We start from the raw sequence: 13,035 nt of genomic DNA, 5'->3' as shown, positions 1-13,035 counted from the left end.
CCAAAATGTGTTTACATGCGGGTAGTTTCCATTTTATTCCTGACTCATTTTTTTCAGCCAGGCTTTCTCTTCAGGACTCAGGCTTTCAAGGCCATTGTCATTGATTTTGTCAAGGAGTTGGTCGAGTCTGAGCTGTTTATTTTCCTCCGGGTAATTCTTTACTACCTTGAGTGGAGACTTCTTCGGTTTGAAGGAGCGGCGGTTGCGGCTTTGCATGGCTTCGACCCTGACCCGGCGGTTAAACATCCAGATGAGTGGCTGGCAAAGGTCAGTTCCGTTATCCAGCAGTTTGATATAGAGGAATCCAATGAGCGCACCACCCAGGTGAGCTACGATGCCGCCGGTATTACCCTGGCCGATAGCGAGAATATCCAGTACGAGTACGGCAAGTGCCAGCCATTTAAGGCGAACGGCGCCGAGGAACATGAGGCCTACCTCATAGTTGGGTATCTTGGTAGCACAGGCGATCAGTAAGGCCATGACAGAGGCGGAGGCACCCATCAGGGGATAGTCAGTTGTCTTAATAATATTGAATACCAGCAGGTAAGCAAGACCACCCATCAGGCCCCCCAGCAGATAAAGTGGAAAAACCCGGTGATTGCCCATGAAGGAGCGGAATAAGTTGCCAAAGTAATACAGGTTCAGCATGTTGAAGAATATATGGAATATTTCAACATGTGAAAACATATAGGTCACCAGGCCCCACGGTTTGGTAATGAACACAGGGAGAAAGGAGTGTAGAGATGCTTCGTCACATATCATATTGTAGACGCCGGCTGCAGCGGGTGAAAAGTTAGCAATCAACCGGGGTATATTCAGTACAAGGAAAACAACAATGTTCCAGAAAAGTAAATGGTTAATCGTGTTTCCCTGTCTAAGCCAATATCGTATATCTGATCTGAAAGAAGTTCCGTTCATACATGAAAATTAGTACAAAATCCTCATTCGTTAGTTACAAATTTTGCTCCAAAAAATTGTGCTGGAATTAGCAGTCTGTGGGGTTATAAGCGTGTACTGTCATAGTTTCCGTAGGTAGGTGCACCATAAAATATGCTCCAGGCTGCTAAGAATTGAATTTTAACGCTTTTTTTTTGAAGATTGTAGTATCTTTGCCGTCCACTTAAACCTCGGGGTGTGGAATTCCGGGCAAAAAACTTAGGTGGAATTAAAGTTTTGACAGAAAACAACATTCCTAACGAACAAAACGCTGAACAACAGGCTCCGGCAGCACAGGCTGTAGAAGTAACAGCGACACCAAATGCACCTGTTGTAGAAACCGCTCACGACGATTTTGACTGGAGCGTAGACAAACGTAACGTTTCTTCTTACAGCAAAGAAGAAAAAGCTAAGTACGACCAGACTTACGAAAACACCTTCAAGGTGATCGAAGAAAATGGTCTGCTCACTGGTACTGTGGTTGGTTTAACCAAGACCGATGTTGTGATCAACATTGGCTTCAAATCTGACGGTCTGATTTCTCTGAACGAATTCCGTGATATTCAGGGTCTGAAAGTGGGTGATGATGTTGAAGTATTAGTAGTAGAAAAAGAAGACCGCGATGGTAACCTGCACCTGAGCCGTAAACAAGCTCGTCAACAACGTGCATGGGAAAAGATCGTGGAAGTGTACAAAACCGGCGAAGTTGTTACTGGTACTGTTACCAGCAAGACCAAAGGCGGCTTGATCGTAGACGTATATGGTATGGAAACGTTCCTGCCAGGTTCACAGATCGATGTGAAACCAGTTACCGATTACGATCAGTTTGTTAGCAAAACAATGGAGTTCAAAGTGGTTAAGGTTAACGAAGCCATCAGAAACGCAGTTGTTTCTCACAAAGCACTTATCGAAAGCGATATCGAGCAGCAGAGAGTGGATATCATCAGCAAACTGGAAAAAGGCCAGGTGCTGGAAGGTACCATCAAAAATATCACCGATTTCGGCGCATTCATCGACCTGGGTGGTCTGGATGGTCTGCTGTACATCACCGACATCAGCTGGGGCCGTATCTCTCATCCAAGCGAAGTACTCCAGATGGATCAGAAGATCAATGTGGTTGTACTGGACTTCGACGACGAGAAAAAACGTATCAGCCTCGGTTACAAACAACTCACTCCCCATCCATGGGATACCTTACCAGCTCACATCACTGAAGGTGCGCGCGTGAAAGGTAAAGTAGTGAACATTGAAGATTACGGTGCATTCCTGGAAATTCTGCCTGGTGTAGAAGGTCTGGTACACGTATCTGAAATCTCATGGGCTTCTACTCCAATCAACGCTAAGGAATTCTTCAAATTAGGTGAAGAATACGAAGCAGTGGTAGTTACCCTGAGCAAGGATGAGCGTAAAATGTCTCTGTCTATCAAGCAACTGACTGAAGATCCTTGGGCTACTATCGAAACTAAATTCCCGCTGGACAGCCGTCACAAAGGTATCGTGAAGAACATCACTCCTTATGGCGTATTCGTTGAGCTGGAAACTGGTATCGGTGGTATGATCCACATCTCCGACCTGTCCTGGATCAAACGTTTCAACCACCCAAGTGAGTACACTAAGGTAGGTAGCGAAATCGAGGTAGTTATACTGGGTATCGATAAAGAAAACCGTAAACTGAGCCTTGGCCACAAACAGATCGAAGAAGATCCTTGGAATACTTTCGAAACTATCTTCCCAATCGGTTCCGTACACGAAGGTACTGTAGTGAAGAAAGATGACAAAGGTGCTACCGTTCAGCTGCAATACGGTCTGGAAGCTTACGCTCCTGCCCGTCACCTGCGCACTGAAGATGAGAAACCAATCAGCGTTGAAGATGTGAAAGAATTCATGATTATTGAATTCGATCGTAGCGAAAAACGTATCCTGGTATCTCACACCAGAGTTTGGGAACAAGCTAAGAACGAAGAGAAAGAAGCTGTCGCTAAAGAGAAGAGAGCTGATGCTGACAAAACCCGCAAGGCTGTGAAAAATATCCAGAGCAAGGTAGAAAAAGCTACACTTGGTGATCTGGGTGCACTGGCTGAACTGCGTGAGAAGCTGAAGAAAGACGAAGGCGACAAGAAAGATGGTGAATAATCATTTTTTAGGTTGTTGAAATAATAGGAGGCTGTTTCGAAGGAAACAGCCTCTTTTTTTTTATTTTTCACCTATGAATAAAGTTTATATCACTGCCACGGGACAATACCTTCCCAACACCCCGGTAGCCAACGATGAAATGGAATTGTACCTCGGTAGCATCAACAACACCCCATCCCGGATGAAAGACATTTTTCTCCGCAAAAATGGAATCAAATCCCGCTACTACGCGCTCAACACCCTACAACAAACCACCCACCAGGCCTGGGAAATGGCCGCCAAAGCCATTGACAATTGCCTCGACGGCGCCCCTGCTGGCAAACAGGATATTGATTTCCTTAGTACCGCCACTACCCAAAGCGATATGCCCATCCCCGGCTTCGCCAGTATGGTACAGGGCGAAAGTGGTATCGGGGCCTGCACTATCGCCTCTCACCAAAGCGTATGTGCATCTTTGTACGACTCTTCTACGAAGAGCAGGCAATTTCTTTACCCCGTGATAAAAGCCTTTGCCAGGTTGAGTATCGTACTGATGCAGGTGTTCAAGATCTTTATACCCAACCTGATCAATGCTCCGAAGATGCTGCACAAGAGCCTCTTCTGGGGAATGAAATATTGGATTACACCAGAGGCGAACTTCCTGATACTCCGGCATTTTTACCTGGGATCAGAAGTATTACGCTTTATCAAAGACAATGTGAGGGGAGCAGAGAATATTCCGATGAATCCGCTGAAGCCGCTGTCAGTAAGTGATGTGAGGGATAACCTGTTCCTGGAGCATGACCTGAACCTGTACAACTTTATCATTAACCTGAACAAGGCGATCGATGAAAAAGGAGTGAGGGTTGTGAAGCAGGAGCAACCCGACTTCAGTGCAATTTCAGCCAATCCGATTCCGTTTGCCACCTTCAGGGACAAGTGGACGAATTTTATAGACCTGGGTACGGCGATAGAAATATTTACGCCGGTCTATCAGTTTTTCCTGACAGATGCAGATTTCTGGCGGGCTACAAATTCATTACAGCTGGATGAGGTGATCGGGATTTATGCAGCTACCATTATGGATTGTCCGGAGAAGCTGACAGCATTGAACAATAAGCACCCCATGATACCCTTGCCTATGGCGGGGGCTGCCTTCAGGTTATTGCTACATGGGTTTTCGACAGAAGTACTACATGCTTTATTGGTCCAGGCAAAGCTGGAACAGGTAAAAGAAAAGTAAAACAGGAAAACCCGGTTTTGCCATCAGGGCAAACCGGGTTTTGTCTTGCTGTCGCAGTTTTTATTATAACTTTCCTAAGATATCATCGTTGAAATCCTTCAGGCTGTTCAGCGTTACATCTGCCAGTGCATAACGCTTGTTATGCCTGTTATGCCCTTCAGGTACTGCTACCACCTTCATTCTGGCTGCTTTTGCCGCAGTCATACCCGTTACAGAGTCTTCAAATGCAATACAGTCCAATGCATTACTACCCAGTGCTTTGGCGCAGGCCAGGTATACAGCCGGGTGCGGTTTGCCATGTGATTCAAACTCTGCAGAAGAGATCGCCAGGAAACGATTTTTGATCCCAAAATGGGTAGTAGCTGCGTCAATCAACCGTAAGGGGGAAGATGATGCCAGCCCCATCTTGAATTTCCGCTTTTCAAAGAAATCCAGAATATATTCCAGCCCTTTCATGGGCTTACCTCTTTTAATAATCTTTTCAGTCACCGAATCAATAATCTCGTTCGTTACCTGTTCGGTCGATTTTCCCTTCCATTTGAAGTAGTTATGCCAGTAATCAACCACCTCTGCCGTACGCAGCCCTGTAGTGTGGCTGGCTAATTCCATAGACAATTCCACTCCGACACTTGCAAATACCTCTCGCATTGCCTGTCCCCATAGTGGCTCTGAGTCAATTAATAACCCATCCATGTCAAATATTACCGTATCGATCATATCCTTATTTTTGTCAGATTGCCGCCGCAAAGATAATACAGGGAGTGAGTTCTTTTCTAATTTCTCTGTGCAAAACACCCTTCATTATAACTTTTCATTATGACCCATAACTTTATTTTATGCCAAAATCTTTTGGTTTTCTGCTGTGAATGGATAACTTTGTAATAGTCTACTAAGGTTGTAGGAAATATAGAGAAAGAAGCTAAATATTGCGCCAATTAATGGAGCTCGCCTTTTTAACGCTGATCTGATAAGGAAATATTCACTTAATAATTTACCACCAAGAAAATTCATTATATGCAAGGATTTAGAACAGAACTTGAAAATCCCGTCGTAGAGAAGGATATAATAGAACTGGAGAAAAAGATCCGTCTGTTCCGCGAAGGACAGATTCCGGAAGAGAAATTCCGTAGTCTCCGTCTGGCAAGGGGCATTTACGGACAACGTCAGGCTGGTGTACAGATGATTCGTATCAAATTGCCTTATGGTAAAATGACGCTGGAACAATGGAAGAGAATTTCCGATGTTTCAGACGAGTATTCTACTGGTAACCTGCACCTGACTACCCGCCAGGATGTTCAGATCCACTTTGTAAGTCTTGAAAAAACCCCTGAACTGTGGGCCAAACTGGATGCTGATGACATCACCATTCGTGAAGCCTGTGGTAATACGGTAAGAAATATCACCGCTTCTGATATAGCGGGTATTGATCCGGATGAACCATTTGATGTAACGCCTTATGCAGATGCAGCTTTCCGCTACTTCCTGCGTAATCCTATCTGTCAGGATATGGGTCGTAAGATCAAAATGTCTTTTTCCAGCAGCGACAAAGACACTGCCTGGTCTTTCATGCACGATATGGGGGCAATTCCTAAAGTGCGTATTGTAGATGGCAAAGAAGTGCGTGGTTTTAAGGTGCTGGTAGGTGGTGGCCTTGGTGCACAGCCCATCCTTGCACAGGTAGCATATGAATTCCTGGAAGCTGAAAAGCTTATACCATATATAGAAGCGGTACTGCGCGTATTTGACCGGCATGGTGAAAGATCCAGCCGTCATAAGGCACGTATGAAGTTCCTCATTGCCAAGCTTGGTTTTGAAGAATTCACCCGCCTGGTCACAGAAGAATTTACAGCGATCGGGAACAAGGTCTATGAAGTGGATGCAGCAGTATGGCCTGAAACAGCACCGGCTCCTGCCGATGCAGTCGTACCTGCTTTCACCATCAAAGATCCTCAGAAATACGAAGCCTGGAAAGCAACTAACACCTTCGAACAGAAGCAGGCTGGTTACTATGGTGCTTATGTACGTGTACCATTGGGTAATATCAGTTCAGTGATCTCCCGCCAGCTGGTGGAAGCACTGCGCCCGGTAATAGCCAACGATGTACGTGTGACGGCGAACCAGGGTTTACTGCTCAAATATATTCAGCCGGCTCATTTGCCATATGTATTCAGTGCACTGGAAGCAGCAGGATTTGCAGAACCAGGTTTCAACAGCATCGCAGATATCACTGCCTGCCCTGGTACAGATACCTGTAACCTGGCGATCTCCAGCAGCACCGGTATCTCTACCGCACTGGAACTGGTGATCCAGGAAGAATTTCCTGCGCTGGTATATAATAAAGATATCAAGATCAAGATCAGCGGTTGTATGAACAGCTGTGGTCAGCACGGTATTGCGAGTATTGGTTTCCATGGTAGTTCTATGAAGAACGGTGGTAAAGTACTCCCTGCCCTCCAGGTATTGTTGGGTGGTGGTATTGTAGGTAATGGTGTAGGTCGGGTGGCAGACAAGGTGATCAAGGTGCCAAGTAAGCGTGGTCCTGAAGTACTGCGTACCCTGCTCCAGAACTATGCAGAGAATGCACAGGAGAACGAAAAGTTCAATGATTATTACGATCGTCAGGGAGAACGTTACTTCTACGACCTGCTGAAACCATTGACAGACCTGGCTTCTCTGGTTGATGAAGACTTCATTGACTGGGGACAGGGCGACAAGTTCGCAACTGCCATCGGTGTAGGTGAGTGTGCGAGCGTAGTGATTGACCTGGTACAAACCCTGCTGTTCGAAGGTGAAGAGAAACTGGAATGGGGTAAAGTAGCACTGGATGCAAACCAGTATGCTGACAGCATTTACCATTCTTATTCCACTTTTGTGCAGACAGCCAAAGCGTTGCTGCTGGGAGAGGGTGTGGCTTGTAACACACAGACAGGGGTGATCAACGACTTCGACAAACATTTCGTACAAACAGGTAAATGGGCGCTGGAAGGCACTTTCAATGAGCTGGTATTACAGATCAACAAGAACGAGCCATCTGAAGCATTTGCAAAAGCATATTATAAACAGGCAACTGAATTCTATCAGCAGGCACAGGCTTTAAGGCAACAAGAAGCTGGAGCTATCGCTGCTGAGTAAAGGATATCGACAGGTCCCTGTGCAAAAGGGACCTGTTGATATTACGGTTGTGCGACAACGATCACATTTTAAATTAGTACACTATGCAGCAGATTACTCCAAAATTAACCCTGGTGGGCGCCGGCCCCGGAGATCCTGAGCTGATTACTGTAAAAGGTCTGAAGGCCATACAGCAGGCAAGGGTCATCCTCTACGATGCATTGTCAAACAATGAACTGCTAGAACATGCACCCTGCAACTGCCTGAAACGTTTCGTAGGCAAGAGAGCGGGTATGCACGTGTACTCACAGGATGAGATCAATCGCATGATCGTGAAGTATGCTCTTACTTATGGCAGTGTGGTAAGACTGAAGGGCGGCGATTCATTTGTATTCGGCCGTGGGCAGGAGGAATTGACTTTTGCCCGTCAGTTTAATATCGATACAGAAGTAGTACCTGGAGTGACCAGTGCCATCTCCGTACCTGGTTTCAACAATATTCCGGTTACAGCACGCAATGTAAGCGAAGGCTTTTGGGTAGTAGCGGGTACCACACAGGATGGTGATCTGTCACGCGACCTGGTACATGCCATTCATGCAGATACAACAGTGGTAATTCTGATGGGAATGAGTAAATTAGAAGAAATATCTGCAGCCTATGTTGCTCAGGGGAAAGGAAATGTACCCGCGGCTATCATTCAAAATGGTACATTGCCCTCACAGAAGGTAGGAATTGGCACTGTTTCCGATCTTGTAAACATTGCTCGTCGGGAGGAGCTGAAAAACCCGGCCATCATAATAGTGGGGGAGGTAGTACGCTTCCATGAAACGTTCATAGCAGTGCAGGACAGAATAGCAGAAGAATTGAAAATAGCTGTGTAAATTTATATTAAAGCGGTTCGTATGGAAGAGAATCATTTGTTTCCCGTATTCTTCAAAGTGCATCGTCTCCAGATTTTAGTGGTAGGCGGTGGCGGTATCGGACTTGAAAAGGTAAGTGCCCTCCTGGATAATTGTCCGGAGGCTAATCTGACTGTAGTAGCCACCTGGTTTTTACCGGAGCTGGAAGCGTTAGTCAAAAAAGCGCCCAATGTAACGTTGGTGCAAAAGGAATTTTCCTGTGGCGATATGTTTGGAAAAGACCTGGCCATAGCCGCTACGAGCGACCATGAGTTGAATTATTTTGTCTGGGAAAAGGCAAAGTGCAGCAAAATATTAATTAATGTGGCTGATACCCCGGCACTGTGTGATTTTTACCTGGGTTCAGTAGTTCAGAAAGGCAACCTCAAGATAGCCATCTCCACCAACGGCAAATCTCCCACCATTGCCAAAAGACTCAAAGAGGTATTGCAGGAAGCATTACCGGGGTCGTTGAATGAAATTTTAGATAAACTCCAGTTGATCCGTGAAAGGATCAAGGGTGATTTCTCGGAAAAAGTAAAACAACTTAACGAGATAACAGATGTTTTGGTTAAAAAAGACTAATTAATATTTTTTATATATGATCTTATTTAAGAGGGCAATTCGTCCTTTTAGATGGTAATTTTTATCTAACTAATTAGATATCATTATACTTGTCTACTTTCTATGTTATATTGTGAATATAAATATATGTGTGTTTGGAATGAATAGTAGCTGAAAATTAGATAATGATTATTATTTTTATGTCGGAAATCGAAATTGATAAGGAGATATAGTCAGTTAGACAGATGGTTTGTGAAAATGCAGTTATTTATAATGTGATCATTCCCTAAGTATGAGAATCACGTCAAAGAACAGATTTAGTAGAGTTATCATCAGGAAGGCGCCTTTTGCTAACCTGGGTACCATATTAAAGATAGACACTTCCACTTCAAGAATAGACCAGTCAAAAAATCAAACACCAACCAAAGGAACCGTATCTGTCTATGACAGAAAAATAGTAGCCGGTTCTGCGTTGTAAGATATTGCCAATATGCCGAAAGGGCATGTTTGCCACCTAAAAATCAGTAGCGGTAAAAGGCGGGGGGGCTGCCGAGGCTAGGGTCAGCAAAGGTCAGCAAAGCTATTGACCTCGAAGTCCGGTATCAAGGTTTTCCCGCCTTCAGCCGCGCCAATTTTTTGAAGATATTTTCCCGCTTCCCTGAAGTATATACCTTATCAGAGAGGCCCAAAAGGGGCCTCACTAAGGTATCAATCCGGATGTAGCTAAGAGATGTACATTTTATCAACCAAAATTAAGATCGCCCGGCCGGCATACCTGCATTTAACCATTAGACACAACACCTAAGGCCGGAACACCAACTAGTCTGTCGAAGATTCAAACATTAAAAGGAAAAAGGAAAAACGAAGAATATCTTAGTGAAGCAAGATCCCTGTTGACTATTCTAATTGCATGCCTGAATACCAGGGAGGAGAGATGGAAAATGGAAAGAAGGTTACACAAGCATTCTTCTCTAAACCCATTTTACACTTTTGAGATGCCTTTTCCGTTTCTCTTTTTCTTCGTTTTTCCTATTTTTTTAGCCCCATTCCCCTGCTTATATTTGATCTTATGACGCAAGATCAACTGATGGCCAATACCGTTACTTATGTAAAACAGGAATTAACCCATGCTGAAGGAGGCCATGACTGGTGGCATATTCACCGGGTTTGGCATACTGCCGGCGAAATTGCTGCCAAAGAACCTGTCAATTCATTAATCGTATCACTGGGAGCCTTGCTCCACGATATTGCCGACGCCAAGTTCCATGGCGGCGATGAGACGATTGGACCGGCCAAAGCCCGTCAGTTCCTGGAATCTCAGGGAGTGGGGGAGGACGTGATCACACATGTGATCGCCATTATCGATAATATTTCTTTCAAAGGAGGGCATAACGAAGGAAAATTCACCTCGCCGGAGCTGGCAGTGGTACAGGATGCAGACAGACTGGACGCTATCGGGGCCATTGGCATAGCCCGCGCCTTTAACTATGGTGGATTTAAAAACAGGCCGTTATACGATCCGGCTATACCACCGGACCTGCAAATGAGCAGGGAACAGTACAAGAACAGCACTGCCCCTACTATCAATCATTTTTATGAAAAACTGCTCTTATTAAAGGATAAGATGAACACCACTACCGGAAGGGAACTGGCAGCCGAACGGCATGCTTTTATGGAGACTTTCCTCGAACAATTCTATAAAGAATGGCATTAAACGAATAACGCTTTCAGCTCTTCAGCATCCTGTGGCTTCATTTTTCCACCCAGGATCAGACGGAGCTGTCTGCGGCGCAATGCACCCTCGTACAAAGTTTTTTCCTCTTCAGTTTCAGCAATAATAGGAGGCACCGGGCGGGGATTACCGTTTGGATCCAGGGCAACGAATGTCATAAAAGCTTCGTTGGATTTGTAACGGTACTGCTGTACAGGGTCTTCACCCCATACTTTCAGGTGCACTTCCATACTGGAGTTGAATGCGCGGCTTACCTTTGCTTCGATGTGAACAGCATTGCCAAGACGGATGGGATTTTCAAATGAAATGTTGTCTACCGAGGCTGTAACAGTGGGGGCAGCGCAATGCTTCATGCTGGCAAGGGCAGCAGCGATATCCATCCAGTACATCAGGCGACCTCCCATAAGGTTGGTATATACGTTGGTATCATTGGGCAATACCAGTTCAGTCATCTGGATCAGGGATTCCTGTGCGCGCTTTGGCGTTAGAGTCATGTTTGATAATTATTTCGGATCGCAAATTTACAAATAAATCAGTGGCCTGCCGCAGCGATTAAATTTATAAGCCTTTTATATGGCTTAATTGATTTATAAACATAGTATTACATGTATACGCTCAGTAAAATGTGAAAATCCGTTTTGGGTGCGCATTAAATTTGTGTAACTTTGCATGACCTTCGGAAGTTACATTTACTTGACTGGTTACACCATACGTCGTCCGGCACTTCCCTTTTAGGTCAAGTATTTCTACAGAATTTTTAGATTTTATGGCAAAATATATCTTCGTTACGGGAGGTGTTACATCCTCATTGGGTAAAGGAATTATAGCAGCTTCACTTGCAAAATTATTGCAGGCACGCGGCTTTAGAGTGACTATTCAAAAGTTCGATCCATATATCAATGTGGATCCGGGAACATTAAACCCATATGAGCATGGGGAATGTTTTGTAACTGAAGATGGCGCAGAAACAGATCTGGATCTGGGACACTACGAGCGTTTTCTGAACACTCCAACATCTCAGGCCAACAATGTGACCACAGGCCGCATTTATCAAACCGTTATTAATAAAGAACGTGAAGGCGCCTACCTGGGTAAAACCGTTCAGGTAGTTCCGCACATCACCGACGAAATCAAACGTCGTATTCTCCTGCTAGGCAAAGACGGTAAATATGATATCGTGATCACTGAGTTGGGTGGTACCGTTGGCGACATCGAATCTCTTCCTTATATAGAGGCGGTTCGTCAGTTACAGTGGGAACTGGACGAACAGGATTGTCTGGTGGTTCACCTGACCCTCATTCCTTACCTGCGTGCTGCTAAAGAGTTGAAAACCAAGCCAACTCAGCACTCTGTGAAGATGATGAGCGAGAACGGTGTACATCCTGACGTGATCGTGTGCCGTACCGAAGAGCCGATGTACAACGATCTGAAAAAGAAGATCGCCCTGTTCTGTAACGTAACCGTAGACGCCGTGATCGAAGCAACCGACATGAGCACCATCTACGAAGTGCCGCTGGAAATGCTGAAGGAGAAACTGGACATCATCTGTATGAAGAAACTGGGTATTCCTATCGAGAAAGAACCAGACATGACCAAATGGCGTGGTTTCCTCGACAAACTGAAATATCCTAAATCAAAAGTAACCATCGGTCTGATTGGTAAATATGTAGAATTGCAGGATGCTTACAAATCCATCCTGGAATCCTTCATCCACGCAGGCGCGATGAACGAGTGTAAAGTAGTCGTTCAAAATATTCATTCTGAATTCCTTACATCTGAGAACGTAGCTGAAAAACTGCGTAACCTGGATGGTCTGCTGGTAGCACCAGGTTTTGGCCACCGTGGTATCGAAGGTAAGATCACCGCTATTCAGTATGCCCGTGAAAACAACCTGCCATTCTTTGGTATTTGCCTGGGTATGCAGATGAGCGTTGTGGAATATGCCCGTAACGTAATCGGCTGGAAAGATGCACACTCTACCGAAATGGACCCTGAAACTGGTCACCCGGTGATCGGTCTCATGGAAGAGCAGAAGAAAATCACGGCGAAAGGTGGTACAATGCGTCTGGGGGCTTATACCTGTGACCTGCTTCCAGGTTCCAGGGCTGCCAGCATCTATGACAGCATCAAGATCAGCGAACGTCACCGTCACCGTTACGAGTTCAATAGTCAGTACATGGGCGATTTCGAAAAAGCGGGTATGATTGCTTCCGGCCGTAATCCTGAAAGCGGACTGGTGGAAATGGTAGAATTGCCAAACCATCCGTTCTTTGTGGGCTGTCAGTTCCACCCTGAGCTGAAAAGCACAGTGGAAAGACCGGCACCGCTGTTTGTTCACTTCATCGGCGCTGCCAAGCAGTATGCAGAAGATAAGACAAACAAAACAAAGGTGGCTGAAGAAGTAGCACAATAATAATATTAAGGGCAAAGGCCCACCA

At 45.2% G+C, this 13,035-nt stretch carries 11 protein-coding genes; 8 read left to right on the top strand and 3 right to left on the bottom strand.

Features of this window, described 5'->3' with window-relative positions; genetic code table 11:
- Positions 1–33: 33 nt before the first annotated feature.
- A complete protein-coding gene (locus BW716_RS30090) occupies positions 34–918 on the bottom strand; it encodes a rhomboid family intramembrane serine protease (RefSeq protein WP_083729780.1) in 885 nt (294 codons plus the stop codon).
- A 216-nt stretch (positions 919–1,134) separates the two neighbouring features.
- On the opposite strand from BW716_RS30090, the gene rpsA reads away from it, so the two are divergent.
- Positions 1,135–3,069, top strand: coding sequence for a 30S ribosomal protein S1 (rpsA, locus tag BW716_RS30085; protein ID WP_235643977.1), 1,935 nt, complete (start codon positions 1,135–1,137; stop codon positions 3,067–3,069).
- Positions 3,070–3,142: 73 nt separating this feature from the next.
- The gene (locus BW716_RS30080) at positions 3,143–4,291 is read left to right on the top strand and encodes a hypothetical protein (RefSeq protein ID WP_143709122.1); all 1,149 of its coding nucleotides are present in this window, start codon (positions 3,143–3,145) and stop codon (positions 4,289–4,291) included.
- Positions 4,292–4,354: 63 nt separating this feature from the next.
- Here BW716_RS30080 and hxpB read toward each other — a convergent pair whose 3' ends face one another.
- On the bottom strand, positions 4,355–5,008 hold the full coding sequence (gene hxpB, locus BW716_RS30075; RefSeq protein ID WP_083729779.1) for a hexitol phosphatase HxpB: 654 nt from the start codon (positions 5,006–5,008) through the stop codon (positions 4,355–4,357).
- Between the two features lie 297 nt (positions 5,009–5,305).
- On the opposite strand from hxpB, the gene BW716_RS30070 reads away from it, so the two are divergent.
- From BW716_RS30070 to BW716_RS30055, 5 genes are all read left to right on the top strand, one after another.
- Positions 5,306–7,423, top strand: a complete 2,118-nt coding sequence (locus BW716_RS30070; RefSeq protein ID WP_083729778.1) for a HEPN domain-containing protein — start codon at positions 5,306–5,308, stop codon at positions 7,421–7,423.
- Positions 7,424–7,506: 83 nt separating this feature from the next.
- Positions 7,507–8,283: a uroporphyrinogen-III C-methyltransferase gene (cobA, locus tag BW716_RS30065; RefSeq protein ID WP_083729777.1), complete on the top strand. Its 777-nt coding sequence runs from the start codon at positions 7,507–7,509 to the stop codon at positions 8,281–8,283.
- Between the two features lie 21 nt (positions 8,284–8,304).
- Positions 8,305–8,886, top strand: a complete 582-nt coding sequence (locus BW716_RS30060) for a bifunctional precorrin-2 dehydrogenase/sirohydrochlorin ferrochelatase (protein ID WP_083729776.1) — start codon at positions 8,305–8,307, stop codon at positions 8,884–8,886.
- A 271-nt stretch (positions 8,887–9,157) separates the two neighbouring features.
- Positions 9,158–9,343, top strand: coding sequence for a hypothetical protein (locus tag BW716_RS36470; RefSeq protein WP_143709121.1), 186 nt, complete (start codon positions 9,158–9,160; stop codon positions 9,341–9,343).
- A 591-nt stretch (positions 9,344–9,934) separates the two neighbouring features.
- Positions 9,935–10,579, top strand: a complete 645-nt coding sequence (locus BW716_RS30055) for an HD domain-containing protein (RefSeq protein ID WP_083729775.1) — start codon at positions 9,935–9,937, stop codon at positions 10,577–10,579.
- On the opposite strand, the gene BW716_RS30050 is transcribed toward BW716_RS30055, so the two are convergent.
- The gene (locus BW716_RS30050; protein WP_083729774.1) at positions 10,576–11,091 is read right to left on the bottom strand and encodes an acyl-CoA thioesterase; all 516 of its coding nucleotides are present in this window, start codon (positions 11,089–11,091) and stop codon (positions 10,576–10,578) included. The two genes, BW716_RS30055 and BW716_RS30050, sit on opposite strands and share 4 nt — an antisense overlap.
- Positions 11,092–11,363: 272 nt before the next feature.
- On the opposite strand from BW716_RS30050, the gene BW716_RS30045 reads away from it, so the two are divergent.
- Positions 11,364–13,010 carry a CTP synthase gene (locus tag BW716_RS30045; RefSeq protein WP_083729773.1) on the top strand — a complete coding sequence of 549 codons (1,647 nt, stop codon included), beginning with the start codon at positions 11,364–11,366 and terminating at the stop codon, positions 13,008–13,010.
- Positions 13,011–13,035 lie beyond the last annotated feature (25 nt).

It is taken from the genome of [Flexibacter] sp. ATCC 35208, from assembly GCF_001975825.1.
Lineage (GTDB): Bacteria > Bacteroidota > Bacteroidia > Chitinophagales > Chitinophagaceae > Chitinophaga.
Note: the sequence above shows the minus strand (reverse complement) of the source record. Positions and strands in the feature narration are given on the sequence as shown.

Coding starts and splice junctions, on each gene's coding strand:
- BW716_RS30090 (WP_083729780.1), bottom strand. CDS start 918: ATGAACGGAACTTCTTTCAGATCAGATATACGATATTGGCTTAGACAG.
- BW716_RS30080 (WP_143709122.1), top strand. CDS start 3,143: ATGAATAAAGTTTATATCACTGCCACGGGACAATACCTTCCCAACACC.
- hxpB (WP_083729779.1), bottom strand. CDS start 5,008: ATGATCGATACGGTAATATTTGACATGGATGGGTTATTAATTGACTCA.
- BW716_RS30070 (WP_083729778.1), top strand. CDS start 5,306: ATGCAAGGATTTAGAACAGAACTTGAAAATCCCGTCGTAGAGAAGGAT.
- cobA (WP_083729777.1), top strand. CDS start 7,507: ATGCAGCAGATTACTCCAAAATTAACCCTGGTGGGCGCCGGCCCCGGA.
- BW716_RS30060 (WP_083729776.1), top strand. CDS start 8,305: ATGGAAGAGAATCATTTGTTTCCCGTATTCTTCAAAGTGCATCGTCTC.
- BW716_RS36470 (WP_143709121.1), top strand. CDS start 9,158: ATGAGAATCACGTCAAAGAACAGATTTAGTAGAGTTATCATCAGGAAG.
- BW716_RS30055 (WP_083729775.1), top strand. CDS start 9,935: ATGACGCAAGATCAACTGATGGCCAATACCGTTACTTATGTAAAACAG.
- BW716_RS30050 (WP_083729774.1), bottom strand. CDS start 11,091: ATGACTCTAACGCCAAAGCGCGCACAGGAATCCCTGATCCAGATGACT.
- BW716_RS30045 (WP_083729773.1), top strand. CDS start 11,364: ATGGCAAAATATATCTTCGTTACGGGAGGTGTTACATCCTCATTGGGT.